Source organism: Nocardioides hungaricus (genome assembly GCF_054782915.1).
This window is the reverse complement of the sequence record NZ_BAAGRO010000026.1, coordinates 139,817-165,293: the sequence shown is the minus strand read 5'-3', so window position 1 is coordinate 165,293 and position 25,477 is coordinate 139,817. Positions and strand designations below refer to the sequence as shown.

The window sequence follows — 25,477 nt, the reverse complement described above, 5'->3', positions numbered from 1 at the left end:
CAGTTCTCATGTCCGCCAGCGGGCAGTTTCGTGGCCGTCTCCGGGCAGTTTCTCGTGGCCGCCCACACCTGATCTGGTAGCGGGGGCAGTGTTGTGGTTCAGGACATCCCGGACACATGTCTCAAGACATCCCGGACTGATGTCGCGCGACATCCCGGAATGAGCACAGCCCCGCCGTCAGCGTGCGGGCGTGACACTCAACCGATTGCTGATCACCTCGGTGGTGGTCGAGAACCGACCCGTTGCCCACGTCGCCGCCCAGTACGGCGTCTCTGTCTCCTGGCTCTACGAGCTCCTGGCCCGCTACCGCCGCGAGGGCGATGCTGCGTTCGAACCCCGCTCCCGACGGCCCGTATCGAACCCGAACACCACCCCTGCCGAGACTGTCGACCTGATCCTCGAGCTGCGCGAGAAGCTGTCCACCGCCGGCCTGGACTCCGGCCCCGACACCATCGGCTGGCACCTGGCCCATCACCACGGCGTCACCGTCTCCAGAGCCACCATCGCCCGGCATCTGACCAAGGCCGGGCTGGTGGTCCCGGAGCCGAAGAAGAAGCCGAAGTCGTCCTACATCCGATTCGCTGCGGCCATGCCCAACGAGTGCTGGCAGGCCGACTTCACCCACTACCGACTCACCCGACCCGACCGCCGACCGGGTGCCGACACCGAGATCCTGAGCTGGCTCGACGACTGCTCCCGCTTCGCCCTGTCGGTCACTGCCCATCGCCGGGTCACCGGCCCGATCGTGCTGGCCACTTTCCGCGAAACCGTTGCCGAGCACGGGATTCCGGCCTCGACGCTGACCGACAACGGGATGGTGTTCACCACCCGGCTCTCCCAGGGCAAGAAGGGCGCCGGCACCCGCAATGGGCTCGAGACCGAGCTCCGCCGGCTCGGGATCGTCCAGAAGAACGGGAAGCCCAACCACCCCCAGACCCAGGGCAAGGTCGAGCGGTTCCAGCAGACCCTGAAGAAGTGGCTCCGCGGACAACCCGAGCAGCCCACCACGATCGACGACCTCCAGGCACTCCTCGACGCCTTCGTCGAGGAGTACAACGACCACCGACCGCACCGATCCCTGCCCCATCGGGCAACACCCAGCGCGGTCTACACGACTCGGCCCAAGGCGACCCCGAGCACCGGCAACCGCGACGACGACACCCACGACCGGGTCCGCCACGACAAGGTCGACAAGGCCGGCAAGATCACTTGGCGCTACCAGGGCCAGATGTACTCCATCGGCATCGGTCGAACCCACACCGGAACCCGCGTCATCGTCCTGTCCCAGGACCTCGAGATCAGGATCATCGACGCCGCCACCGGCGAACTGCTCCGCGAGCTCGTCCTCGACCCATCCAAGCGCTACCAACCCACCGGACGCCCACCCGGCCCCACCCGCTGAAATGAAGGAGGGCCGAACCCACGTCTATTGGGTTCGGCCCTCCGTGATGTCTTGAGACATCACATGGTAGCGGGGGCAGGATTTGAACCTGCGACCTCTGGACCTCCAGCGCGTGCTCGTCTCGCAACGGGCTTGTTTGACCACACTTGCCGGCGTGTGCTCTGACCTGCGCAGACGCGCACAAGCCAGCGGCGCGACCCTGCACCGTCTTGATGCTGTCTGCTCGTAATAGAGGGCTTGCGCTGGCGTTTTCGGTACATAAGCGCGGCATGACTCGAATCGCAAGTGGGTTCGGAGAGCCAGGCTCACTACCCGCGTCTATCCATCGCCACGATGCTGGGCAACCAGCTGCCCAAGGTCGAGCAAATGTTTCGCAACGCCCAAAGGCGCGAGCTCCTCACCCACGGTTCAAGCCAGCCCCCACACGAGGTAGAGAAGGCCCGCATCCAGCGTCAGTGCTCAAGCGACGAGTCCCCGGATCGCCCACGTGCGCGCCACGGGCGACCAGGCCAGAATGAGCCGCCCAGCGAAAGCGTCACCCCGGCACCCTCAGCGGGCGAGGGGAGAGCCGAGACTCCCAGGGCGCAGAGGCCGACGGCCCGTGGCCGTCGCGGCGACGTGCACGATCGACCGGGCCTCCTGCCCGTGTTCGTCCCCGTGGTGCACTGTGAAGACCAGCACCGTGTCAGGCGCCAACGGCACCGCGGCGAGCAGCGCGAGGCCGACCGAAACCGTCACGGGTGGCACTTCCCCGGGTGTGGCGGCTCCGGAGTGGGCATCCCTTGCCCGAGGAACATGAGGGGCACGTCAGAGCGCGGCTACGTCACCGACCACAATGATCGCCGGCGGCTGTACCTCTTCGTTGTCGATCGACTCCCCGAGTTGACTCAAGGTCGTGCGGATGACGCGTTCGCTCGCCATTGATCCGTCCACGACGATGGCCGCGGGCTGACCGGTGTGGCGTCCGCCATCGATGAGGGTCTGGGCGATCACAGCGGCGTTGTGGACGGCCATCATCAGAACGATCGTGCCTCTTGATGCGGCCAGGGCGTCCCAGTTGACGAGGCTGTCAGGGTGGCGGGGCGGTACGTGTCCTGAGACGACGGTGAAGTCGTGGACGACACCTCGGTGTGTGACGGGGATTCCCGCCAGCGCTGGTACGGAGATGGACGAGGAGAGGCCGGGGATGACACGGACCGGGACCCCGGCTTGTTGCAGGTGAAGCACCTCCTCGAACCCTCGTCCGAAGACGTGGCTGTCGCCTCCCTTGAGGCGGACGACCCTCTTTCCGGCTCGTGCCCGGTCGAGCAGGACGGCGTTGATGTCTTTTTGGGCGGTGAACCGGCTGCGCGGGAACTTGGCGACGTCGATGAGCTCCACATCGGGAGCGAGCCCCGCAAGCAACTCATGAGGCACCAGCCGATCGGTCACGACGACATCCGCGCCGAGCAGCGCCTTGAGGCCGGCGATCGTGATGAGGTCCGGGTCGCCTGGGCCGGCGCCGACGAGTGTGACTCCGGTGAAGGAGGCTGGGTCAAGGCAAAGGGCTTGGTCAGGCATGAGCGTCATTGTCCAAGCCAGGTGAGGTGGTCGCCGATGGCCACGGCGCCGTTGGGGACGTCGACCCACGGTGCTTCGTGTGGCTTCATGCCTTGGAGGTACGCGACGGCGGACCGTATCGCGTCCCCGTGCGACACGAGGACGGATACGTAGCCGCGGTCGAGGTCGCTGAGCACAGCACCCATGCGGTCGTACACGTCCATGTGCGACTCGCTGATGTCCATCCGTTCTCTCTCGTTCTTCAATGAAGACCCTGCGTGGTGACGACGGCTGACTAGGCATCGTCACCGTCGCCACGCAGGGCCCTCACGAGCTGTCACGACACGCGAAGAACGAGGAGCGGGGACTTCTACACGGCCACCACCGGGGACAACCCATGGCCACCAGCGGGGACCGCTACCTGGCCACCAGCGGGGACTTTTTCATGGCCACGGACAGACGGGGTGCTCGCCTATCGATCCCGATCTCGCCAGCATCCCAGCCGCGCAAGATCGCGATCACTTCTTCCACCCCGAGCAAGGCCTAGCTTCCGGACCGAGGTCTTGTGACCGTCCGGCTGTGACCGTCCGGCAAGGGGTCATCCAGCCGCGGCTCCACCCTCGAGCGTTCGTTCGATCCATCGTCGGAGGTCGTGAGCGGGTGCGGCGCCGGCGCGTCGAGCGAGGACCTCGCCCCGCCGCAGGATCATGAGAGTGGGGATCGCCCGGGCGTCGTAACGCGACGCTGTCGCGGGGTTGTGGTCGACGTTGACCTTGACCAGCTTGAGCGAGCCGGCCATCTGGGTAGCGATCTTCTCCAGCGCTGGGCTGATCTGCCGGCAGGGGTCGCACCAGGGCGCCCACAGGTCCACCAGAACGGGTAGAGCCGCGTCGCGGATGACAGAGTCGAAGGTGGCGTCGCTGGCATCCACCATCCAGGGCAGAGGCTCATGACACTTCCCGCACGACGGCCGTCCGCTGCCGGCTGCGGGTACCCGGTTCTTCGTGCCGCACGCCGGGCACGGAACCACCGAAGTCACTGCTGTTGACATGTGGTCTGCCTTCCTCGCCTTCGGGGACCCTTGAGCCCTGGTCGAGCTCGGCGGCCCGGCGGCCCAGCTGGATGCTCTCTTCCGAGTCTAGGTCCTGGTGAGTCCTCCTGGATGAGCACGATCAGAGAGCTGGTCGAGCACGACCGAAGCAACGATCGGGCTTGTCGCGGTTGGGGTGTTATCGGTACGGGACGTCGACTACGGTCGCTGGTTCGATGCAACGAGCCAGGCCCGGCGGCTTCCTCGCGTCGTACCCGAGCGTGACGCTCTTGCGGGCGCGCAGGACCGTCGTTGCGAGCGCACGGCGCAGAACCTCCAGCGGGACACCGTGCCGAGCAGTCTCGGACGCGGTCGCTTGCTCGGCGTTGATGTCAAGTACTGCGACGTGGTCGAACTCGAGACCCGTAACTGCGTGAGGTTCCGCGATCGCGACCCCCGGCTCGTCCGCGGGCCATGGGCGAGCCTCGTCGAGCTCGGCGAAATCGATGCCGGCGGCCTCCAAGGTGACTCGCACCTGGCTCAGGTGTTCCGGTCCGCCGAACGAAACTACGAGGGCGCTTTGCTCGACCGGGTCGAGGTCCTCCAGCTGGCGCACCAAGTGGTCGATCAGGCGACGGGGATCGCCCCACAGGGTGGGTCGAATCCCGCGGGGGGCCTCAGCGGCCGCGTGCTTGTGGAGTGCGATGCCGTCTTGTGGTCGTGACCCGAGGATGCCTGTGGCGAGCGCGACCACCGATCCGGGGCAGCGCCAGCCACGGCTGAGGTGGTGGGTGTGCTCGACAAGCGCCGTGGCGCGTGAAGGCACACCCGACAGGTCGTCGAACACGAATGTCGACGCATGCTCCGGTGCTGTGTGCCTGGCGATGGCCCGGACCTGGGTCGCTGAGGCGTGCTGCGCATCGTCCACGACGAGGATGTCGCTCTGGGTCTCAGTCGAGCTAGGGGCCGCCGCGGCCATGGCGGCCAGGTCGTGGTCATCTACTAGACCGTGCTCGGCCTTGAACTGGTGCAAGGGCACGACCACACGGTCGACGACCGCTCGGCGCAGCTCGGGGGTCAGCTCCTCGTGTGCGTTGAATGCTGGGGCCGTCGGGTGGCCGGTGATGTATTCGTTAAGCCGATCAGGGTGGTAGGTCCCCAGTACCTGATCGACCTCGTAGCGCAACCGACCATGGCTGAGTCCTAGGCCCTCGCCGAGCTCCCAGATCCGCTTTTCCCGTGCATTCTTCGGCCAGGTGAGACCGTGGTACTTGGCGACGCTGCGGTTGAAGGTCTGCGGGGTCTCGACCCTGACCCTCAGTAACGGATGTCGTGGGAGGTGGTGAGCGACGACGTCACCCACGTAGCCGACGAGTGGAGTGTCGTAGACCAGTAGCGTGACACGCACAGGCTCGGACGAGGAGGCTTCCTCCCGCTCGCGCAGCCGGACGCGGGCAAGTTCTGCGGCCCGGCGGATCGCGACCGCTGTCTTGCCCGAGCCAGCTGGCCCGTGCAGGCCAACTACGCCCGGCGTCGGGTCGCCGACTACCCCGTGCTGCTCGGCGCTGAGAGGCGGAGATGTCAGCTTGCGCACGTGAGTCGCCCGCCGGGCCGGCCGGTAGGCCCGTCTGAGTGAGTGCCCCCGGAGAGCAGGGCACCGAATGCGAGGTGTTCGCATGCCCGGGTCTTTGCCGAGGCGGATCTCATGATCTTGGGCTGGGCGTCGAGGACTCCGCATCGTCTGCTGGCTGGTGCTGGACCAGGATCTGCCCGGCCTCGACGTCGACCAGTAAGGTGGCGCCGTCGGGGATGGCCTGTGCCAGCAGCTGTCGGCCGATGCGCGTCTCGACCTCCCGCGCGATGAAGCGCCTCAGCGGTCGCGCACCGTAGACGGGGTCGAAGCCTTGCTCGGCGATGTAGGCGAGTGCCTTCTCGGTCACTTCGAGGCTGATCCGACGATCGGTGAGCCGATTACGGAGTTCGTCGAGCATCAGGTCGGCAATGCGTTCGATCTCGCTCATTGCCAATGGCTTGAACAACACGATCTCGTCGATCCGGTTCAAGAACTCTGGACGGAAGTGGCCCCGCAATTCGGCCATCACGCTGTCTCGCGCGGCGTCGCTGATCTCTCCGTCCCTGGTCACGCCATCGAGCAGATAGGGCGAGCCGATGTTCGACGTCATGATGAGCACCGTGTTGCGGAAGTCCACGGTTCGGCCCTGGCTGTCCGTGAGGCGCCCGTCGTCGAGGACCTGCAACAAGATGTTGAACACGTCAGGGTGTGCCTTCTCGACCTCGTCGAACAGCACGACCGAGTACGGCTTGCGTCGCACGGCTTCTGTCAGCTGACCACCCTCGTCGTATCCGACGTAGCCCGGGGGTGCGCCGACCAACCGCGAGACCGTGTGCCGCTCCTGGTACTCGCTCATGTCGACGCGCACGATGTTCTCGTCCGTGTCGAACAAGGAGGCGGCCAGCGCCTTGGCCAGCTCGGTCTTGCCGACGCCCGTGGGGCCGAGGAACATAAACGATCCGATCGGTCGGCGGGGGTCCTTGATCCCCGACCGCGCCCGGATGATGGCGTCCGCGACGACCTGGACCGCCTCGTCTTGGCCCACCACACGCTCGTGCAACACCTCGTCGAGGCGAAGCAGCTTGTCTCGCTCCCCCTCCTGCAGTCGGTGAACCGGGATTCCGGTCCACCGCGACACGATTGCGGCGATCTCGTCCTCGGTGACGACCTCACGCAGAAGCCGACGGTCACGCTGCTTGACGGCGAGCTGCTCCTCGGCGGCCGCCAGGCGCTCCTGGAGTTCGGGGAGGCGGCCATGTCGCAGCTCGGCTGCTCCGTTAAGGTCGTACTCGCGCTCTGCCTGCTCTGCTGCGACCTTCACGTGCTCGATCTCGGCGCGCAGAGCCTGCGCTTTGCGAAGTGCCTGTCGCTCGGCCTCCCACTGAGCGCGCATCGCGTCGGCCTCGGCACGTACGTCAGCCAGCTCCTTGCGCAGGTCCTCCAGCCGGGCCTGGCTTGCCGGGTCCTCCTCGTGGGACAGCGCTGCCTCCTCGATCTCCAGGCGCGTAACTCGACGGGTCAGCTCGTCAAGCTCGGCAGGGAGCGAGTCGATCTCGGTGCGCAGCATCGCGCAGGCCTCGTCGACCAGGTCGATCGCCTTATCGGGCAAGAAACGATCTGAGATGTAGCGATGGCTCAAGGTCACTGCGGCCACCAGCGCCGTGTCTTGGATCTTCACTCCGTGGAAGACCTCCAGCCGCTCCCGAATGCCCCGCAGGATCGACAAGGCATCCTCGACGTCTGGTTCGTCGACCAGCACCGGCTGGAAGCGGCGTTCGAGGGCAGCGTCCTTCTCGATGTGCTGCCGATACTCATCGAGGGTCGTCGCGCCGATCATGTGCAGCTCACCGCGTGCAAGCATGGGCTTGAGCATGTTGCCTGCATCCATGGCCCCCTCGGATGCACCGGCGCCGACGATGGTGTGCATCTCGTCGACGAACAACAAGATCTGCCCCTCGGCTGCCTTGACCTCGTTCAACACTGCCTTGAGCCGCTCCTCGAACTCCCCGCGGTACTTCGCGCCTGCGATCAGTGACCCCATGTCCAACGCGAACACGATCTTGTCCCGCAACCCCTCCGGGACGTCCCCGTTGGTGATGCGCTGCGCCAAGCCTTCGACAATCGCGGTCTTGCCGACCCCGGGTTCCCCGATCAGCACCGGGTTGTTCTTCGTCTTGCGTGAGAGGATCTGCACGACACGACGAATCTCGGTGTCCCGCCCGATCACCGGGTCCAACTTGCCGGTGGCGGCCTCGGCTACCAGATCGCGGCCGTACTTCTCCAGTGCCTCGTACGCCACCTCGGGCATGGCCGAAGTCACCCGCTGGTTGCCACGGACCTCGCTCAACGCAGCCAGGAAGCCATCCGCGTTCACGTGGTGCCGGTTCAGCACCCGCCCTGCTCCCGAACTGGAGCCCTCCTCGAGGAGCGCCATCATGAGGTGCTCGACCGAGACGTACTCGTCCTTGAGCGCGCGAGCCTGCGCGTCGGCGCGTTCCAGCAGCGTCGACAGTCGCTGCGTGACATGGATCTGACCTGGCATGCTCCCGGGGCCGGTGACGCGTGGGCGGCGTTCGAGCTCGGCTTCCAGGTCGCGCCGCAGCGCTTCGAGGTTGCCTCCCGCTCGCTCCACGAGCCGCGGCACCAGACCCTCGGGCTGATCGAGAAGCGCCAGGAGCAGATGCTCCCCGTCGACCTCGGTGTGCGAGTAGCGCAGCGCCTTGGTCTGTGCATCGTGGAGGGCCTCTTGCGACTTCTGAGTCAAGCGGTTCATGTCCATGATGGTGTCTCCTCACTCAGGCATGTGTTCGGGGTCAGGACGGTTGCGAGGTGCGCTCGGTCCGACGCTCGGATTCCAGCGCATCGATTCGGTTCAGCAGGTCCATCACCAGACCCAGCGCGGAGTAGTTGAGCGCGAACGACGAGCGCAGTCGTTGCATGCGTGCAACCGCCCGGACCTGCGATCGGTCAAAACACCATTGGCCGTTGGCATCGCGGGTCGGTTCGACTATCCCCAACACGATCAGACGGCGCACCAACTCGGGGTGGAGCCCGGTCATGGCGGCGAACGCGTCCAGGCTCAGCCGTGGGACCGGCACCAGCTGGTAGCCCATCACTCACTCCTGCCCATCACTCACTCCTGCCCATCACTCACTCGTGCCCATCACGCGATCCTGTCCAGGTGTCGCCGGATCGGTCTGCCACGGCCGGGTGCCTACGCGCACGGCTACTCGCCTGGTGCAGCGCTTGCGCCCGAAGGGCAGCCCCTGGTGACGGCTGAGTGCTCATGACCGCTCCTTGCGCGTCGAGGAACGCGAGCCTGATGCGCGCGCGGGCCGATCCCCGCGAGGGTCGAAAGTCGAGATCTGGTTCAGGCGCTCATACAGGTCACGCTCTTCGTCGGACAGGTGCCGTGGCACCTTGATGCTGGCTTGGGCGAAGAGGTCACCGGCTGGGTTCTTGCCGCGACCGGGCAGCCCTCTACCCTTGAGCCGGAGCTTCCCGCCGCTCGAGGTGCCATGTGGCACCTTGACCGTGACGGCCCCGCCTGGGGTGAGCACCTCGACCTCGGCGCCCAGCGCCGCCTCGGGCGGCGTCAGAGGGAGGTCAACGGTCAGATCCCGACCCGACACACGGTACCGATGGTGGGGGGCCAACCTAACCACGAGGTACAGGTCGCCCGCGGGCGCCCCGCCGCTGCCGGCGCCGCCCTGGCCACCCAACCTGATCCGCTGACCGTCGGTGACACCCGCGGGCACCGTGACATCGATCGTCTTGACCCCCTCCGCAGAACTCAGCTGCAGCTGCCGTTTGGTGCCGTGGTAGGCGTCCTCGACACTGACGGTGATCTCCACCTCCTGATCCGCGCCCGGCACCCGACCCCCGAAGCCGCCGCGGCGTCCGGAGAACATCCCCCCGAAGAGGTCCTCGATGTCGACGCCACCGAGGTCGTCGCCGTAGACCTGCCAGCCGCCCGCATCTCCGCCGGCAGCACCTCCCCCCCACCCGGGACCGGACCTGCCGCCGCCAGGCCACCCACCAGCACCGCTACCCGGGGCGCCACCTGCGGCGCCGCCCGTCTCGACGACCCGACGAAAGTCCGGACCGTAACGGTCGTACTTGCCGCGGGTGTCGGGGTCGGAGAGCACGTCGTATGCCTGCGAGATGCGCTTGAACCTCGCCTCGGCGCCGGGATCCTTGTTGACGTCGGGATGGTACTTGCGTGCGAGCTTGCGGTAAGCGCGTTGGATCTCGTCCTGCGACGCAGATCGTGGCACGCCGAGCTCGGCGTAGAAGTCCTCAGCGTCCGGCATCGACGTCCCCGGTCGCTACCACGACCGCTGCAGGCCGCAGCACCTGGCCTGGAGTGCCATAGCCCGCGCGCACCTCGTGGACGACGGCTCCGGCCGGGTACTCGGCAGCGGGCAACGTCGAGACCGCCTCGTGCTGCGATGGATCGAAGGCGGCTCCTTGGACCTCCATGCGGGGGTAACCCATCGACGCGACCACCTCGTGGGCCTGCGATCTCACACGTTGTACCCCCGCGAGAATGCTGTCCCGGTCGGCGTCGGCGTGCTGCAGGGCCAGGTCGAGGCTGTCTAGGACCGGTAACCATGCCCGGGCAACCTCACCCCGCGCTTCGGCGAGAGCTCGCTCAAGATCGCGCGCATACCGCTTGCGTGCATTGTCTGCCTCCGCCACGGCCCGCCGCCACCGGTCCTCCAACTCCGCGACCTGCTGGCGCAGACGCGCTACCTCGTCGGCGTCCGGTTGCGTGGTGCTGGCGGTGGCAGCGGACTCATCTGCCTGCTCAGGCGTTGCTTCCTCGCCGTTCGGTGCCGGACGTCCCCGTGAGTGTGTCGTCGAGTGCGTGGAGGGGTCTCCAGGGCCGTGCTGCCCGGCCCGGGACGCGGGGTTGGTGTCCATCGTGGTCAGCTGGTGGTGAAGTCCGCGTCGATGACGTCGTCATCCTCAGCTGCGGCGCGGCCGGGAGCACCGTCGCTGCTGCCGTCAGGTTGGGCGGCCCCGCTGGCCGAGAGCCCGGCAGCGACCTGTGCCAGCTCGCTGGCGAGCTCACGCATGGCGCTTGGAGAGGCGTCCGGGTCGTCGACGAGCTCCCGGGCCTGGGCGACCAGGAGTTCGGCCCGAGCGCGGTCGTGCTCGGCGACACGGTCACCCAGATCGCCCAGTTGCCGCTGGACACCATAGGCAACCGCATCTAGCTCGTTTCGCGCCTCCACACGGGTACGGAGGGCCTCGTCCTCGCCGCGGTGGGCCTCCGCATCTGCGATCATTCGTTCCACCTCGGACTGGTCGAGGTTCGAGGACTCACTGATCGTGATGGCCTGCTCGGCACCGGTGTCCTTGTCGCGGGCGCTGACATGCAAGATCCCGTTGGCGTCGATGTCGAAGGTGACCTCGACCTGCGGCACTCCGCGAGGTGCGGGCCGGATGTTCTCCAGGCGGAACCTTGCCAAGACCCGGTTGTCGGCAGCCTTCTCACGCTCGCCCTGGAGGACCACGATGTCCACCGCGGTCTGGTTGTCCTCCGCGGTGGAGAAGGTCTCCGAGCGCCGCGCCGGGATCGTGGTGTTCCGCTCGATCACCGTCGTCATCACCCCACCCAACGTCTCTAGCCCCAACGACAAAGGAGTGACGTCGAGCAGCAGGACGTCCTTGACCTCACCCTTGATGATGGCGGCCTGCACGGCTGCGCCGACGGCGACCACCTCATCGGGGTTCACCGTCATGTTCGGCTCTTTGCCCTTGGTCAGCCTCTTCACCAGCTGCTGGACTGCCGGAATCCGTGTCGAGCCCCCCACGAGGATCACCTCGTCGATCTCATTGGCGGTCAGCTTGGCATCGGCAATGGCCCGCTCGACCGGTCCCAGACAGCGCTCGACCAGGTCGGCGGTGAGCTGGTCGAACTTCGAGCGCATCAAGGTCATCTCGAGGTGCTTCGGGCCCGACGCGTCGGCGGTGACGAACGGGAGGCTGATCGTTGTCTGCGACACCGTCGACAGCTCCACCTTGGCCTTCTCCGCGGCCTCGAACAGGCGTTGGAGCGCCTGGGCATCCTTGCGAAGGTCGATCCCGTGATCGCTCTGGAACTGCTCGGCGATGTAGTCGACGACCTTGCGGTCGAAGTCATCGCCACCGAGGTGGGTGTCCCCCGCGGTCGAGCGCACCTCCACCACCCCATCGCCGACGGTCAAGATGCTCACGTCGAAGGTACCGCCGCCCAGATCGAACACCAGCACGGTCTCGTTCTCGCGCTTGTCCATTCCGTAGGCCAACGCGGCAGCCGTGGGCTCGTTGATGATGCGCAGCACCTCGAGCCCCGCGATCTTGCCGGCATCCTTGGTCGCCTGCCGCTGCGCGTCGTTGAAGTACGCCGGGACCGTGATGACCGCCTCGGTGACCCGCTCGCCCAAGAACTTGGCAGCGTCGTCGACCAGCTTGCGCAAGACCTGAGCAGAAATCTCCTCCGGGGCATACTTCTTGCCGCGGATATCGAAGCGGACCGCACCGTCAGGTCCATTCACCACGTCATAGGCCACTGTGGATTTCTCTGACTCGACCTCGTCATACCGCCGACCGATGAACCGCTTGGCCGACGCGACCGTCCCCTTGGGGTTGAGCACCGCCTGCCGACGAGCCAGCTGGCCCACCAGCCGTTCGCCGGACTCGGTGAAGGCCACGACACTCGGCGTCGTCCGCGCTCCTTCCGCGTTGGGCACGACAACCGGCTGCCCGCCCTCCATCGCAGCCACCACCGAGTTGGTGGTGCCGAGGTCAATTCCCACTGCCTTCGCCATCGTTCAGATCCCTCCCGTCGATGCCGCTTCAAGTCGCCGCCCTGGTCGTTTCGAGGGGAGCGACATCGCCGAGCCTAGAACTGAACCCGCCGCGAGCGCTACACACGAATCCGACAAGCACTGTCAACCCAGGGATTGCCTCACAGCCCCGTCCATCCCACCCTGAGAATGCGTCCACGGCACCTCGGCGTCAGGACCACGGGCTGCTGGACGAGTCCCTGCCCGAACCAACCCGGGGACCCTGAGGAGACGACCACGTGACCACGCCACGACTACCCGCACGCACGGAACCCACCACGTCAACGCCACCCTCGTTCTCGACGATGATCTTTGGCGACTTCGACTGCCCGCTGAGCTACCTTGCCAGTCAACTCGCAAGAGAGTTGGAGTCACACGGCGTCACCATCGACTGGCGCGCGGTCACCGCAGTCGGCAGCCGCGCCGATGCTCGCCAGCTCGATCGGCTTGCCGTCGATCTGCGCATCCCCGGCGCCCGACGGCCGCTAGTTCTCCCCGCCCGCCCCAACCTCGCTACCACCGCGAGCCCCGCAGCGGTCTCTGCCTACGCCGAAGCGTCCGTGGCCCACCGAAGTACCGCCATGCGCCACCTGCTCTACTGCGCGCGATGGGTTCACGACACCGACCTGACCCACATCGACGCGCTGCGACACCTCACGCCGGTCGTCATGATGGGCGCGAACTCACCGAGCGCCACAGTCAGTGAGTGGGGAATGGTGCCCGCGTTCAACGCCGAGCCCCTCAGCACACAGGCCTGGGAGCTTCGCCGGCAGTGGCGCCAATCCTGGGCAGAGCTCAACCAACAACCCACCCCCGTCCTCATCACAGGTGACGCCGCTCCCTTGTCCGGGCCCGAAGCGCTCGCGGCTCTGAACGACATGGTCGCAGCACTCGTCGCCGCCGAGCCCGCAGATCTGCTCACTGACGCACCGAGAGCCCCCGCCCTTCGAGACAAGTTCGCGGCACTTGAACGCGAAGTGCCGTGCAACGCCTGGCTGAGCGCCAACGGCGGCCGATGGTTGAGACGCAAGCACCAGCTCGACGCCGCCCGCGAGTTCCTCGATTGCTGCAGCGACCATGGATTCGGCCAGCGCAGTCGCGAAATCGTGGCAGCACCATCCTGAGTCAGGAAGGATGCGCCCATGCCCAAGAAGATGCTGTCCACCGGGCCAGACCGGACACTGCGCACGTCGGGGTAGTGCGTTACATAACCGGCATCGATCATGGTGTCGAGCAGGTGATAGGTGGTCGAGCGAGGCAACGCCAGGTCGCGGGACATGGACGCAGCGCCACCGGCGTGGCCTGCTGTGCCAAGTAGGTCAGGAGCCGCAACGTGTGAGCCCCCGCAGGAACTTGCGCCATGGCTCCCCTATCGAGCCGACCGGCCTGAGCCGAGTACGGCGGACCCGCTCACCGGCGCCCGCCCCGGGGACTGAGCGTGGCGTAGGAGAAGTCGACCAGGTAGTCGTTCAGATCCCGCGCGGCAGCCTCGGCGGCGTCCGCGTCGCGTCCGAGGATGGCTCTCAGGGTGGCCACATGGAGGTTCGCACCCGCCTTGATCTCGGTGTCCACGTCAGTGACGTGGGTGAACCAGAACCGGCGAGACAAGCCCTGCAGAGGCGCGACCTCTTCGTGCTCGCCTGGTTCGTGGCGTCGGCGGCGACCGTTGGCGGGGGTCTGGGCAGCGGCCTGGAGTCGGACGAGGCGATCCGCGCGGCCGCGTACTCAAAGCGCGAGGAGGATCGTCGCAACCGTCTCGCGCGGCAACGAACCTCGGACCGGGGTCTGTCAGAACGTCGGTGAGCGTAGCGATCGCGACGCAGTCCAGCTGGTCGCCCGGGCCCTTCCGAGCGAGCAGGTGGTCTTCGAGAATGTCGAGAGCGGTGCCTGCGACCGTCACCGGAAGCACTAGTCAGGAGGAGGCACGCAGGCGTGGACATCCGACTCGGTTCGCCCGTCCGGGTACTCGGTCAGCGGGGCATGCCGGGGCCTGATCCTCGCCACATTGTCCGCATAGTCAGACCACAAGCCTGCGGCAGGTGCTGCATAGGTGGCCTCGTCGGTGCCGATGACGACCACGCCTCTCATGAAGTCAAAGGCCACCGTGCGCACCTTGCCTGCGGGGGCGATGCCGATCTCGCGAACGAACCGCATGACTTTGGCCTCGAGCTCTCGCTCCTTCATATGGCGGCACACTACGCGGGCCTCGTGTACATCCTCCGGGAGCCAGCCTGAGAACGCCGGGACAGAGGCACGAGGCTGCTCGCATGACCTCAGTCGGCCCAGGACCGACCAGCGCAGTTGCGCCAGTCCCGGGACCTGTCGCTTGCTTCACGCAGCGCGTTGATCCGACACTGGCACCATGACGCGCGAAGGTCGAAACCATCGGCGCAGCCCGGCCGCTTCCCCATGAGCGCGAATGAGGTGGCGATCGGAATCATCTCGGCTCCGGGGTCGGCGACTGAGATTGCATCGATGCTCGCCGACGACCTAGACGCTGAGCTGAGTTCTCACGTGCCCACCGTTCAGTGGCGAGTGTCCACCGTGGTCGACGCCCTCGTGTATCCACCTTCCGACGACGCGACCATCGTCGCCGCGGCAAGGGACCGGCTCTTGAGGGAAGGATGGGACCTGGTCGTCTGTCTCACCGATCTGCCGCTGAAGGTTCGCCGGCGGCCGGTGGTGGCTCATGCGAGCCCTCTGCACGGCGTCGCTGTGGTGTGCCTACCGGCGCTCGGCCCCGTCCGACTGCGTCGACGCACCCGTGACACGGTCGTCGGGCTCGTGCGGACCTTGCTCGGGGACACGGCGGACGACGCCCTCTCGGGCCGTGGCGGCGGTCTCGGGCGCCGCGCCACCCAGCTCGGAAGGAGCCAGCGGCCAGACGGAGACGGCAGCGTCGTGTTCACCGCGAGAGTACTCAGCGGGAATCTGCGACTGCTGCTCGGCATGATCCAGGCCAACCAGCCGTGGAGGCTGGCGATCGGGCTCTCGAGAGCGCTGACCGCCGCACTCGCAGCCGGGGTGTTCGCCCTCGTCACCCCCGACATCTGGCAGCTGAGCGCCGCGCTCGACTGGATCCGGCTCGCGGCGATCGCACTGGGGTCGGTCGCGGGGATCACGATCGCGCTCATCGCCGGCGCCGGCCTGTGGGAGCACACGTCACACCCGGGCGGCCGCAAGCAGGTGACCCTCTTCAACCTGGCCACCGCGGCAACGGTCGTCCTGGGTGTGCTCTCCCTCTACGCCGCGCTGCTCCTGCTCGCCCTCGTGACCTCACCGGTTCTGGTGCCCACCCACCTGCTCGAGGAGGGCGTCGGCCATGCCGTGCACGTGGGCGACTACCTGAAGCTGGCCTGGCTCACTAGCTCCCTGGCGACCGTGGGTGGCGCCCTCGGTGCCGGCCTGGAGAGCGACGAGGCGGTCCGGGCCGCCGCCTACACCTACCGGCAGGAATCCCGGCCGGGAGCGCAGGAGGAGTGAACCGGCAGGCGCTGATCGCCGTTCCTCACTCCCGTCGGCCTGGCAGGACGGTCAGGACCATCTCGACGTAGGTACGGAACTCGGTCATGAAGGCGCGGAGGAAGTCCCTGGTGGAGTCGTCGGTGATCTCACCGTCGTCCAGGAAGACCGCGGGCGAGAACTGGATGTAGGCCTCGGGTGAGGTCATCTGGCGGGCGTTGCAGAAGCTGAGCACGCCGCGCAGGCTCTGTTGACCCATCGCGGTGCCGATCTGGCCGATGGAGGCTCCGATCACCGCGGCCGGGATGTGGTCGAAGGAGTTCTGCCCCCATGGTCGAGACGCCCAGTCGATCGCGTTCTTAAACGCGCCGGGGATGGAACGGTTGTACTCGGGTGAGACGAAAAGCACCGCGTCGACGGCAGCGATCGACGCCTTGAGCACCCGGGCATCAGGGCGGGTAGTCGCTGTCGAAGTCCGGGCTGTACAGCGGCAGGTTGCCGATGGGAATCTCGCTGAACTCCAAGTCGTCCGGAGCCAGCCGGATGAGGGACCGGGACAGGATGCGGTTGATCGACGTCGACGAAAGGCTTCCGACGAAGTAACCGACGTTGTAGATGGTCATGTGTTCCTCCTGGGTTCGTGCTTCCTGGCGAGCGGATCCTCAGCGGCGTCCCTCGGCTTCCAGGAACTCGTGGACCTGGCGGATCACGCCCGCGCCCTCGCCGACGGCAGAGGCGACGCGCTTGACCGAACCACTGCGCACGTCGCCCACGGCGAACACGCCTGGGCGGCGGGTCTCGAACAGGCCGTCGGAGCCGTCGGAGCCGTCGGCCGCGGGCCCGGTGAGGATGAATCCCTTGGCGTCCAGCGGGATCTCTCCCTGGAGCCAGCTCGTGTAGGGAGCCGCTCCGATCAGCACGAACAGAGCCGTCGTCGGGACGCGATGCTTCGCATCGGTGCGGAGGTCATGCAGCACCACCTCGTCGAGCGCCTCGTCGCCGATGAGCTCGCTCACCTCGGTGTGGCGCCAGACCTTGATGCGCGGCGACTGCTCGACACGGTCGGCCAGGTAGCGGGACATGTCCCTCCCCAAGTCGTCGTGCCGGATGACCAGGTTGACCACCGGCGACCGACGAGCCAGAAAGCAGGCCGCCTGGCCCGCGGAGTTGCCGCCCCCCACGACGGTGACGGGGTCCTGCTGGCACAACCGGGCCTCGGACTCCGTGGCGGCGTAGTAGACGCTGCTGCCCTCGAGACGATCCAGCCCCGGGACGTCGAGACGTCGGTAGCGCACCCCCGTGGCGACGAGCACGGCGTGGGCGACGAGGTCTCCTCCGTCGGCCAGCCCCACCACGTGGTACCCGTCGGCCTGGGTGAGGGAGGTCGCCTCGCCTGGGATGCTGAAGGCGGCGCCGAACTTGCGGGCCTGCACCACGGCCCGGTCGGCGAGCTCCGCCCCGGTGATACCGGCCGGGAACCCCAGGTAGTTCTCGATCTGGGACGACGTGGCCGCCTGCCCGCCGGTGGCGAGCGCGTCCAGGACGACCGTCGAGAGCCCCTCGGAGGCGGCGTACACCGCCGCGGCCAGGCCACCCGGGCCGGCGCCCACCACGACCAGGTCGTACGCCGACCGGCTCGGCGCCGCTCGCAGGCCGAGGAGCTCGGCCAGCTCCGTGTTGCTGGGGTTCCGCAGGACCGTCCGCCCCTTCCAGATCACGACGGGTGTCTGGTCGGGCGGGATGTCGAAGGCCCGCAGGGTGGCCTCGGCATCGGGGTCCTCCTCCACGTCATCCCAGCGGCACGGGATGCGGTTGCGGCTCGCGAAGTCCCTCAACCGGCGGGTGTCGGCCGAGTAGCGGGAGCCGATGATCCGGAGCCCGGCGCCGAGGATGGCGTGGATGGTGCGCCGCATGATGAAGGCTCGCAGGATCAGGTCTCCGAGCGCCTGGTCCTGGGTGACCGCCGCCTTGAGCCGGTCGTAGGGCACCTCGAGGACGTCCACATCGGTCTGGGCGAGGGCGGTGACGTAGACGGCCTGGCCGGTCAGCATGGAGAGGTCACCCACGAAGCGACCTGGCCCGTGGACGGCGAGCACCCGTGACTCCGCCGCAGGCCCTTCTTCCTGGACGACCCGGACCCGGCCGTCCAGGACGACGAACATCCCGCAGTCGCGGTCTCCCGCGCAGAACAGCGTGGTGCCCCTGGTCAGCGCCTTCCGCCCGCCGGCGCGCGAGAGCAGCATGACCTGCTCGTCGCTGAGCCGGGGGTAGGCGCCGGTGGAGTCGGGGGTCTCGGGCAGGTCCTCCAGCTCGAGCTCAGACGAACTGCTCGTCGACATAGCACCATCTCCAGTTCTCCCCCGGCTCGATCGAACGCACGATGACGTGTCCCGTGGTGGCGGCGTGAGCGCGCGCGTGTCGCAGCGGTGACGAGTCGCAGCAGCCGACCAGGCCGCAGGTCAGGCACTGGCGCAGGTGCACCCATGGTGTGCCAAGCTGCACGCACTGCGGGCACTCGCGCCGGGCGGGCGGCCGCACGGCCCGGATGATTCCCAGGTGCGGCTCGGCGCTGACGGGCGTCGGGTTGGCGGTCATCACCCCTCCTTTGGGAGCTTGGACTCGAGCCATGAGCGCAGCCGGTGCTCCGGAAGAGCCCCTATCTGCTTGTCGACGACCTTGCCGCGGTCGAGGAGCACCAGGGTCGGGATCGACTGGACCTGGAACCGCCGGCTCACGGTCGGGTTCTCGTCGGCGTTGACCTTGACCAGCTTGAGGCTGCCGGCCAGCTCCCCGGCCAGCTTCTCCAGGGCCGGGCTCACCATCCGGCAGGGGCCGCACCATGGAGCCCACACGTCGACCAGCACCGGCAAGCTCGCCGCGTCGACGACGGCGTGGAACTCGTCGTCGTCGGCGTCCACAACCCAGCGCAGCGGAGTCCCGCACTTCCCGCAGCGTGGCGTGCCCTCGGCAGCCACGGGAACGCGGTTCCTTGCTCCGCAGTTGCCGCACTGGACCGTCGTCGACTTCTGCGTGGTCGCGGTCATGCCACGGCCCTCCCATCGGACGGACTACCTGCCGCGGTCACCGTGAGCCTCCCGTCGGCGACGTCCACCGAGATCGCGCCACCGTCGACAGCGTCGCCGCGCAGCAGCGCGCGGCCGACCTCCGTCTCCACCTCCCGGGAGATGAACCGTCGCAGCGGGCGGGCGCCGTACGCCGGGTCGAAGCCCTGGTCGGCGATGAAGCGACGTGCGGCGGCCGTGACGTCGAGGGTGATCCGCATGCCGGCCAGCCGCTCGCGCAGCTCCTCGAGCTGGAGGTCGACGATGCGCTCGATCTCGGCGAGCGTGAGCGGCTTGAACATCACGATCTCGTCGACGCGGTTGAGGAACTCCGGGCGGAAGTGAGCCTGCAGGGTGCGCATCACCATCGAACGCGCGTCGTCCTTGACCTCGCCGTCAGCGGTGACGCCGTCGAGGAGGTACTCCGAGCCGATGTTGGAGGTCATGATCAGCACGGTGTTGCGGAAGTCCACGGTGCGGCCGTGGGAGTCGGTCAGGCGGCCGTCGTCGAGCACCTGGAGCAGCGTGTTGAAGACGTCGACGTGGGCCTTCTCGATCTCGTCGAGCAGGACCACCGAGTAGGGCTTGCGACGCACGGCCTCGGTGAGCTGACCGCCCTCCTCGTAGCCGACGTACGCGGGCGGTGCTCCGACCAGCCGGCTGACGGTGTGCCGCTCCTGGTACTCGCTCATGTCGATTCGGACCATGTTCTCCGCGGTGTCGAACAGGGCGACGGCCAGCGTCTTGGCCAGCTCCGTCTTGCCGACGCCGGTGGGTCCCAGGAAGATGAACGACCCGATCGGCCGCTGGGGGTTCTTGATGCCTGAGCGGGCGCGGACGACGGCGTCGGCCACCAGCTGGACCGCCTGGTCCTGGCCGATGACGCGTTCGTGGAGCACCTCGTCGAGGCGTAGCAGCTTGTCGCGCTCCCCTTCCTGCCGAATTGGTCCTCGACCGCCGAGTCCACGCTCTCGGCGAGGAACGACGTCATGTCTTCGATGGTGAACTCACCCGTGCGGGGGTAGGCGTCCGAGGTCCGCTCGACGTCGAGCAGCGCCGATCGGCGCGAGTAGTCCGGGCCCGGCTGTCCGACAGCCCGGTCCCGGACCAGCGCCGGCTCGACGTCGTCGATCAGGACCAGACACTTGTCGCCCTGACGCAACCCCTCTGGCTATGGACCGCGTCGTCACTCGGGCCCCGTCGGGCCCCGTCGGGCCGCGCCTCGCTTCGCGACCAACGGGGTTTCTGGGTCACGAAAGCGCGACACAAGCCGTAATGGTTCAAATGACCAGTGGCCCGTGACCTGCGTTTCCGCAGGTCACGGGCCAGTTTTCAGTAGCGGGGGCAGGATTTGAACCTGCGACCTCTGGACGCCGCCCGCGTCGCCATCGCGCTAGAGAGTGCTTTGACCAGGCTTGCTGACATGGGCCGTGACCTGCACGAACGTCCGGCAACGGAGCATCCTCGGACCCCGAGTTCTTGACGCCGTGCGTGCTCGTCTGACGGCTTGCGCTCGCGTTTTCGGGACATATTCGCGACACGACTCGAATCTCTCGATAGTGCCCCCCAGTCCTAGCGCCCCGCCTGCGCGGTGACGAGTTACGTCACGTCCCGACGCGGTAGGTCCGTCTCCACCTGACCAGATACGATTCGGTGCCGCCTGCCGCCAACTTCTTGACTCAGGCGCGCCGTGCTGGCGTTCACGCGTTCCCGCGGTCGCACTGGTCGAAGATCTGGTCGACCAACCCGCTCGAGCGGGTGAACAAGGAGATCAAGCGTCGAGCGCGCGTCGTCGGGATCTTCCCCAACGATGCCGCGGTGATCCGCCTGGTCGGCGCCGTGCTGGCCGACTTGCACGACGAATGGCAATCAGGCGACCGCCGCCCCTTCTCCGAAGGCTCCATGGCACTCCTCAAGCCCAACGGCGATACTGGCACCGTCGCCGCGATCAACAGCGGCGAGTAGGCACCGAGGATCAACCCTCAAAGCCCACCACCCAGCGGGGCACTTCCCGGTGCTCGTCGTGCCACCTCTGGAGCCGCTCGCTGTACGTCGAATCTCGCCTCGTTTTCCTGTCCGAGGACGAGCGGGTCCGGATCACCGACCTGGCCAGCCGGGTCTCGGGCCGACAGCGATCGGGCGGGAGTTGGGCCGCGCAGCATCGACGATCAGCCGCGAGCTGCGACTTGACCCTGCTTGAATCGGACGAATTCGAACGACGATGTCCCCTCCCGCTCGACCAGCGGGTCGATATCGGATTCCTGCCCAGCCTCCCGGTACGCCACCGACCGAAGACCGCGAGCTTCCCGTAGCCCGCATCATCGGCGATACGCCGATAGCACTGGAGCAGCCGCCTCGATCCGCTTCTCCGGGTGAACGCTCGGCAGATCCGAAGCTGCATTCACGTGCTGACTCACTGCGGGCTGGCTGATTCCGAGCGCCGTTGCGATCTCCCGCTGACTCATCCCCGTTGCGACCATCTCCCGCAGCGCGGGCACACGCCGAAGCTGTGCGACATCCTCATCATGTCGCGCGGCGCGACACTCGGCCGAGAGGTCCATAAGGCAACCTCATCACGGTCGCTGCGGTGAACGCTCCCCTGAGCGTCGGGCTCAGCAGCGTCACACCGGAGGTTAAGAGGGCGCGATCAAATCCAGCTGCCACCCGGAGCGACCGCGTCACGGCCCGCTCCACCGCCGGGCCTGGTAACCGATGAGGGGTACCAGCCGCTGCCAGGTCACGGGGCTGCACTGTAAGTCTCGTCGTCCACGTAGACCGAGCTCCCGAGCTCGAGGAACTGTGCGGACTTCTCGGCCATGCCCGTCGCGACGTAGTCGCGGACGTCCTGGCTGATCCGCATCGAGCAGAACTTCGGCCCGCACATGGAACAGAAGTGCGCGGTCTTGCTGGCCTCGGCCGGGAGGGTCTCGTCGTGGAACGCCTCGGCGGTGTGCGGGTCCAGGGAGAGCGCGAACTGGTCGTGCCAGCGGAACTCGAAACGGGCACGTGACAGCGTGTCGTCCCAGTCGCGGGCACCGGGGTGACCTTTGGCGACGTCGGCCGAGTGGGCGGCGAGCTTGTAGGTGATCACCCCGGTCTTCACGTCGTCGCGGTTGGGCAGGCCGAGGTGCTCCTTGGGGGTGACGTAGCACAGCATCGCGGTGCCGTGCATGGCGATCGCCGCCGCGCCGATGGCAGAGGTGATGTGGTCGTAGCCGGGCGCGATGTCGGTGGCCAGCGGCCCGAGGGTGTAGAACGGCGCGTCGTGGCACCACTCCTGCTGCAGGACGACGTTCTCCTCCACCAGGTTCAGCGGCACGTGCCCGGGGCCCTCGACCATCACCTGCACGTCGTGCTCCCAGGCGCGCTGCGTCAGCTCCGCCAGGGTGCGGAGCTCGGCGAGCTGCGCCTCGTCGTTGGCGTCGGCGGTGCAGCCGGGACGGAGGCCGTCGCCGAGCGAGAAGGACACGTTGTACCGGGCGAAGATCTCGCACAGGTCGTCGAAGTGGGTGTAGAGGAAGTTCTCCTCGTGGTTCGCGAGGCACCAGCCGGCCATGATCGAACCGCCACGAGACACGATCCCGGTGATCCGCTGGGCGGTCAGCGGCACGTAGCGCAGCAGCACGCCGGCGTGGATGGTCATATAGTCCACGCCCTGCTCGCACTGCTCGATGACGGTGTCCCGGAACACCTCCCAGGTCAGCTTGCTGGCGTCGCCGTCGACCTTCTCCAGGGCCTGGTAGATCGGCACGGTGCCGATCGGGACCGGGGAGTTGCGGATGATCCACTCGCGGGTGGTGTGGATGTCGTCCCCGGTGGACAGGTCCATCACCGTGTCCGCACCCCAGGTCACCGCCCAGGTGAGCTTGTCGACCTCCTCGGCGATCGAGCTCGTCACCGCGGAGTTGCCGATGTTGGCGTTGACCTTCACCAGGAACCGGCGTCCGATGATCATCGGCTCGGCCTCGGGATGGTTGACGTTGGCCGGGATGATCGCGCGCCCGGCTGCCACCTCGGAGCGGACCAGCTCGACGTCACAGCCCTCACGGATCGCGACGTACTCCATCTCCGGGGTAACCCGTCCCTGGCGGGCGTAGTGCATCTGGGTGACGACGCCGGCGCCGCGGCGCGGACGAGGCCTCGTCCCCCGCCACTGCTCGCGCGCCTCGCCCCGCCGGAGCGCGGCCTTGCCGTTGTCGAGCAGCTGGGTCTCGCGCCCGGCGTACTCCTCGATGTCGCCACGCTCGGCGACCCAGGCGGCCCGCAGGGGCGGCAGGCCCACCTCGGGGTCGCTGCCCGGTCCGGCGGTGGTGTATCTGTCGAACGTCTCGCCGTTGGTCAGCGCGACCCGGGTGAACGGGACACGGATGTCGGCTCGCGATCCGCTGCGGTGGACGGTGCTGTGGCTCGGGTGGATCTGCATCACTTCTCCTGGGTGGGCGGGTTGTGTCGGGCTGGGGTGAACGTGTGGGCGACCGGGCCGCGGCCGCGACCGAGACGCCAGTCGGCGCTGGTGCGCAGTGCGGCCGCCACGAATGTGTGGGCGGCGGTGGCGGCGTCGATCAGGTCGGCGCCGCTGGCCAGGTGGACGGCGAGGGCCGCCGCGAACGTGCACCCGGTGCCATGGTCGTTGGTCGTGGGTACGGCGGCGTACTCGACCGTCCGCACCCGACCGCGGGCGTCCACCACCACGTCGCGGCACGTCGGGGCCTCGGCGTCACCACCGGTGAGCACGACCGCAGGCCCGAGCGCATGCAGGGCCAGAGCCACGTCCTCCCGCGGATCCGCCGGACCGGCGCCGGTCAGCCGGAGCGCCTCGTCGAAGTTCGGCGTGACGACCGTGGCTCGCGCAAGGACGTGGTCGCGGTAGGCGGCCACCACTGCGGCATCGCCGAGCTCCGCACCGCTCGTGGCGACCAGGACCGGGTCCACGACCAGCGGGAGTCCGGGCGGCAGGTCGGTCACCACTGCGGCGACCTCGGCGGACCCGAGCATGCCGGTCTTGACCACGGCGACCGGCAGGTCCTCCAGGACGGCGTCGATCTGGGCCCGGACATCGTCGGCCGACAGCGGCACGACCCGGCGCACTCCGACGGTGTCCTGGGCGGTCACGGCCGTGACGGCGCAGGCCCCGTGCGCACCGAGCGCCGCGAACGTCGTCAGGTCGGCGGCCACCCCGGCGGCACCGCCGGAGTCGGTGCCGGCGACGGTCAGTGCGACCAGCGGGCTGCTCACCGGACAGCCTGCGAGATCCGCCGGAAGGCGCCGCCGGGGTCGTCGGCGCGCATGACGGCACCCATGACGGCCACCCCGTGGGCACCCGCGTTCCGCAGGTCCGCGGCGTTCTGCTCGTCGACCCCTCCCAGGGCGAAGACCGGCACGTGTCCTGCGAGCGTCACGGCACGTCGGAGGCCGGGCAGGCCGAGCGCGGGGCCGTAGCCGGGCTTGGACGCCGACGCGGCGACCGGCGAGATCGTGAGGTACGACGCACCGCCGGACACGGCGGCGCGGATCTCGGCGTCGTCGTGGCATGAACGTCCGTGCGGGAGGGGAGGCCCCTCGTCGGGGCGCGCCTGCGCCGTTGCCAGGTGCACGCCGGCCACTCCGTCCAGCCGGGTGCGAGCGCTGAGCACGGCGACCCCGGCCGCGCCGAGCGCGCGGGCGAGCCGTTGCCGCTGGTCCTCGGGCAGGTCGAGCTCGCGCAGCACCACCGCGTCGAGCCCCGCATCGACGCACGCGGCCACGGTGCCCACGAGGTCGCGGCCGGCGGGAAGCTGACTGCGGTCGGTGAGCAGCAGCACGCGGGGCAGGTTCATGTGCCCACCCGGCCCGCCATCGGGCTCGACGCGCGAGCGGTGGTGAGCCGGGGGATGCGACCGGCCCGGCGTGCCATCTCGCCGGCCCCCACCGCCGCCCGCAACGCCGCGGCCATCTGGGCGGGACGGTCCGCCCGGGTGATCGCCGTGGCCGCCAGCACGGCATCACATCCCAGCTCCATCGCGAGCGCCGCATCGCTGGCGGTGCCGATCCCGGCGTCCAGGACCACGGGAACCGCGACAGCGGCGCGCACGGCCTCGATGGCCCTGGGGTCGTCGAGGCCACGGCCCGTGCCGATCGGAGATCCGAGCGGCATGACGGCCGCGCAGCCGACGTCGACCAGGCGCCGGGCGAGGACCGGGTCGGCACTGGTGTAGGGCAGCACCGTGAATCCCTGCCGGACCAGCGTCTCGGCCGCGTCCAGCAGCTCGACGGCGTCCGGCATCAGGCTCGTCTCGTCGCCGATCACCTCGAGCTTGACCCAGTCGGTCTCGAGTGCCTCGCGCGCCAGCTGAGCGGTGAGCACGGCCTCCCGGGCGCTGAGGCATCCCGCCGTGTTCGGCAGGATGCGCACACCCAGCGCCCGGAGCATGTCGAGCAGCCCGCCGCGCTCGGTGTCGGAGGTGCGCCGCACCGAGACGGTCACCAGACCGGGCCGGGCCGCCTCGACGATCTCACCCACGAGGCTGGTGCTGGTCAGACCCCCGGTGCCGATCCACAGCCGCCCGGGGAGGTCGATACCCGCCACCCGCATCC

General features: G+C 68.1%; 25 protein-coding genes and 3 pseudogenes. 5 read left to right on the top strand and 23 right to left on the bottom strand.

What is annotated here, in order from left to right; translation table 11 throughout:
- Positions 1-190 precede the first annotated feature (190 nt).
- Complete coding sequence (locus tag ACYVKX_RS11845) at positions 191-1,402, top strand: IS481 family transposase (RefSeq protein WP_460832355.1); 1,212 nt, start codon at positions 191-193, stop codon at positions 1,400-1,402.
- Between the two features lie 807 nt (positions 1,403-2,209).
- On the opposite strand, the gene cobA is transcribed toward ACYVKX_RS11845, so the two are convergent.
- From cobA to dnaK, 9 genes are all read right to left on the bottom strand, one after another.
- Complete coding sequence (gene cobA, locus ACYVKX_RS11840) at positions 2,210-2,962, bottom strand: uroporphyrinogen-III C-methyltransferase (protein ID WP_460832352.1); 753 nt, start codon at positions 2,960-2,962, stop codon at positions 2,210-2,212.
- A gap of 5 nt (positions 2,963-2,967) precedes the next feature.
- On the bottom strand, positions 2,968-3,186 hold the full coding sequence (locus ACYVKX_RS11835) for a histidine phosphatase family protein (protein WP_460832349.1): 219 nt from the start codon (positions 3,184-3,186) through the stop codon (positions 2,968-2,970).
- A 353-nt stretch (positions 3,187-3,539) separates the two neighbouring features.
- The gene (trxA, locus tag ACYVKX_RS11830; protein ID WP_460832347.1) at positions 3,540-3,875 is read right to left on the bottom strand and encodes a thioredoxin; all 336 of its coding nucleotides are present in this window, start codon (positions 3,873-3,875) and stop codon (positions 3,540-3,542) included.
- Between the two features lie 295 nt (positions 3,876-4,170).
- On the bottom strand, positions 4,171-5,565 hold the full coding sequence (locus ACYVKX_RS11825; RefSeq protein ID WP_460832343.1) for a DEAD/DEAH box helicase: 1,395 nt from the start codon (positions 5,563-5,565) through the stop codon (positions 4,171-4,173).
- A 109-nt stretch (positions 5,566-5,674) separates the two neighbouring features.
- The gene (clpB, locus tag ACYVKX_RS11820) at positions 5,675-8,323 is read right to left on the bottom strand and encodes an ATP-dependent chaperone ClpB (RefSeq protein ID WP_460832339.1); all 2,649 of its coding nucleotides are present in this window, start codon (positions 8,321-8,323) and stop codon (positions 5,675-5,677) included.
- 34 nt (positions 8,324-8,357) lie between these two features.
- Positions 8,358-8,657, bottom strand: a complete 300-nt coding sequence (locus ACYVKX_RS11815) for a chaperone modulator CbpM (RefSeq protein WP_460832336.1) — start codon at positions 8,655-8,657, stop codon at positions 8,358-8,360.
- 171 nt (positions 8,658-8,828) lie between these two features.
- Positions 8,829-9,857 (bottom strand): DnaJ C-terminal domain-containing protein, encoded by a 1,029-nt coding sequence (locus ACYVKX_RS11810; RefSeq protein WP_460832333.1) that lies wholly within the window; start codon positions 9,855-9,857, stop codon positions 8,829-8,831.
- Positions 9,844-10,470, bottom strand: coding sequence for a nucleotide exchange factor GrpE (locus ACYVKX_RS11805; RefSeq protein WP_460832331.1), 627 nt, complete (start codon positions 10,468-10,470; stop codon positions 9,844-9,846). The genes ACYVKX_RS11810 and ACYVKX_RS11805 overlap by 14 nt, the downstream gene beginning before the upstream one ends.
- A 5-nt stretch (positions 10,471-10,475) precedes the next feature.
- Positions 10,476-12,362: a molecular chaperone DnaK gene (gene dnaK / locus ACYVKX_RS11800; protein WP_460832329.1), complete on the bottom strand. Its 1,887-nt coding sequence runs from the start codon at positions 12,360-12,362 to the stop codon at positions 10,476-10,478.
- A gap of 257 nt (positions 12,363-12,619) precedes the next feature.
- On the opposite strand from dnaK, the gene ACYVKX_RS11795 reads away from it, so the two are divergent.
- A complete protein-coding gene (locus ACYVKX_RS11795) occupies positions 12,620-13,504 on the top strand; it encodes a hypothetical protein (protein ID WP_460832326.1) in 885 nt (294 codons plus the stop codon).
- An 89-nt stretch (positions 13,505-13,593) separates the two neighbouring features.
- Here the strand turns inward: ACYVKX_RS11795 and ACYVKX_RS11790 are convergent.
- A pseudogene (locus ACYVKX_RS11790) lies at positions 13,594-13,689 on the bottom strand (hypothetical protein); the annotation flags it as partial.
- Between the two features lie 101 nt (positions 13,690-13,790).
- Positions 13,791-13,916, bottom strand: coding sequence for a hypothetical protein (locus tag ACYVKX_RS11785; RefSeq protein ID WP_460832324.1), 126 nt, complete (start codon positions 13,914-13,916; stop codon positions 13,791-13,793).
- On the opposite strand from ACYVKX_RS11785, the gene ACYVKX_RS11780 reads away from it, so the two are divergent.
- Positions 13,917-14,183: a hypothetical protein gene (locus ACYVKX_RS11780; protein ID WP_460832321.1), complete on the top strand. Its 267-nt coding sequence runs from the start codon at positions 13,917-13,919 to the stop codon at positions 14,181-14,183.
- 105 nt (positions 14,184-14,288) lie between these two features.
- Here ACYVKX_RS11780 and ACYVKX_RS11775 read toward each other — a convergent pair whose 3' ends face one another.
- Positions 14,289-14,564, bottom strand: coding sequence for a hypothetical protein (locus tag ACYVKX_RS11775; protein ID WP_343905673.1), 276 nt, complete (start codon positions 14,562-14,564; stop codon positions 14,289-14,291).
- 600 nt (positions 14,565-15,164) lie between these two features.
- Here ACYVKX_RS11775 and ACYVKX_RS11770 point away from each other — a divergent pair.
- On the top strand, positions 15,165-15,863 hold the full coding sequence (locus ACYVKX_RS11770; protein ID WP_460832315.1) for a hypothetical protein: 699 nt from the start codon (positions 15,165-15,167) through the stop codon (positions 15,861-15,863).
- Positions 15,864-15,888: 25 nt separating this feature from the next.
- Here ACYVKX_RS11770 and ACYVKX_RS11765 read toward each other — a convergent pair whose 3' ends face one another.
- The 6 genes and pseudogenes from ACYVKX_RS11765 to ACYVKX_RS11740 form a co-directional block, all read right to left on the bottom strand.
- The gene (locus ACYVKX_RS11765) at positions 15,889-16,284 is read right to left on the bottom strand and encodes an NADPH-dependent FMN reductase (RefSeq protein WP_460832312.1); all 396 of its coding nucleotides are present in this window, start codon (positions 16,282-16,284) and stop codon (positions 15,889-15,891) included.
- A 7-nt stretch (positions 16,285-16,291) separates the two neighbouring features.
- Positions 16,292-16,465: an NADPH-dependent FMN reductase gene (locus ACYVKX_RS11760; protein ID WP_460832310.1), complete on the bottom strand. Its 174-nt coding sequence runs from the start codon at positions 16,463-16,465 to the stop codon at positions 16,292-16,294.
- 39 nt (positions 16,466-16,504) lie between these two features.
- A complete protein-coding gene (locus ACYVKX_RS11755) occupies positions 16,505-18,181 on the bottom strand; it encodes an FAD-dependent oxidoreductase (RefSeq protein ID WP_460832307.1) in 1,677 nt (558 codons plus the stop codon).
- Entirely contained in the window at positions 18,159-18,437 is a 279-nt protein-coding gene (locus tag ACYVKX_RS11750; protein WP_460832305.1) for a UBP-type zinc finger domain-containing protein, read from the bottom strand. The genes ACYVKX_RS11755 and ACYVKX_RS11750 overlap by 23 nt, the downstream gene beginning before the upstream one ends.
- Positions 18,437-18,886, bottom strand: a complete 450-nt coding sequence (trxA, locus tag ACYVKX_RS11745) for a thioredoxin (RefSeq protein ID WP_460832303.1) — start codon at positions 18,884-18,886, stop codon at positions 18,437-18,439. Before trxA (ACYVKX_RS11745) ends, ACYVKX_RS11750 begins: the two co-directional genes overlap by 1 nt.
- Positions 18,883-19,839 (bottom strand): annotated as a pseudogene (locus tag ACYVKX_RS11740) (AAA family ATPase); the annotation flags it as partial. The pseudogene ACYVKX_RS11740 and the gene trxA (ACYVKX_RS11745), both read right to left, overlap by 4 nt.
- Positions 19,840-20,611: 772 nt before the next feature.
- Between ACYVKX_RS11740 and ACYVKX_RS11735 the strand changes: the two are divergent.
- Positions 20,612-20,869 (top strand): annotated as a pseudogene (locus tag ACYVKX_RS11735) (transposase); the annotation flags it as partial.
- A 353-nt stretch (positions 20,870-21,222) separates the two neighbouring features.
- On the opposite strand, the gene ACYVKX_RS11730 reads toward ACYVKX_RS11735, so the two are convergent.
- The 5 genes from ACYVKX_RS11730 to ACYVKX_RS11710 form a co-directional block, all read right to left on the bottom strand.
- Positions 21,223-21,369, bottom strand: coding sequence for a winged helix-turn-helix transcriptional regulator (locus ACYVKX_RS11730; protein ID WP_224131772.1), 147 nt, complete (start codon positions 21,367-21,369; stop codon positions 21,223-21,225).
- A 272-nt stretch (positions 21,370-21,641) separates the two neighbouring features.
- Positions 21,642-23,327 carry a phosphomethylpyrimidine synthase ThiC gene (thiC, locus tag ACYVKX_RS11725; RefSeq protein ID WP_460832301.1) on the bottom strand — a complete coding sequence of 562 codons (1,686 nt, stop codon included), beginning with the start codon at positions 23,325-23,327 and terminating at the stop codon, positions 21,642-21,644.
- Positions 23,327-24,139 (bottom strand): bifunctional hydroxymethylpyrimidine kinase/phosphomethylpyrimidine kinase, encoded by an 813-nt coding sequence (thiD, locus tag ACYVKX_RS11720; RefSeq protein ID WP_460832299.1) that lies wholly within the window; start codon positions 24,137-24,139, stop codon positions 23,327-23,329. The genes thiC and thiD overlap by 1 nt, the downstream gene beginning before the upstream one ends.
- Positions 24,136-24,720 (bottom strand): thiamine phosphate synthase, encoded by a 585-nt coding sequence (locus tag ACYVKX_RS11715; RefSeq protein ID WP_224131733.1) that lies wholly within the window; start codon positions 24,718-24,720, stop codon positions 24,136-24,138. The genes thiD and ACYVKX_RS11715 overlap by 4 nt, the downstream gene beginning before the upstream one ends.
- A complete protein-coding gene (locus ACYVKX_RS11710; RefSeq protein WP_173406168.1) occupies positions 24,717-25,475 on the bottom strand; it encodes a beta/alpha barrel domain-containing protein in 759 nt (252 codons plus the stop codon). The genes ACYVKX_RS11715 and ACYVKX_RS11710 overlap by 4 nt, the downstream gene beginning before the upstream one ends.
- Between the last annotated feature and the right edge of the window lie 2 nt (positions 25,476-25,477).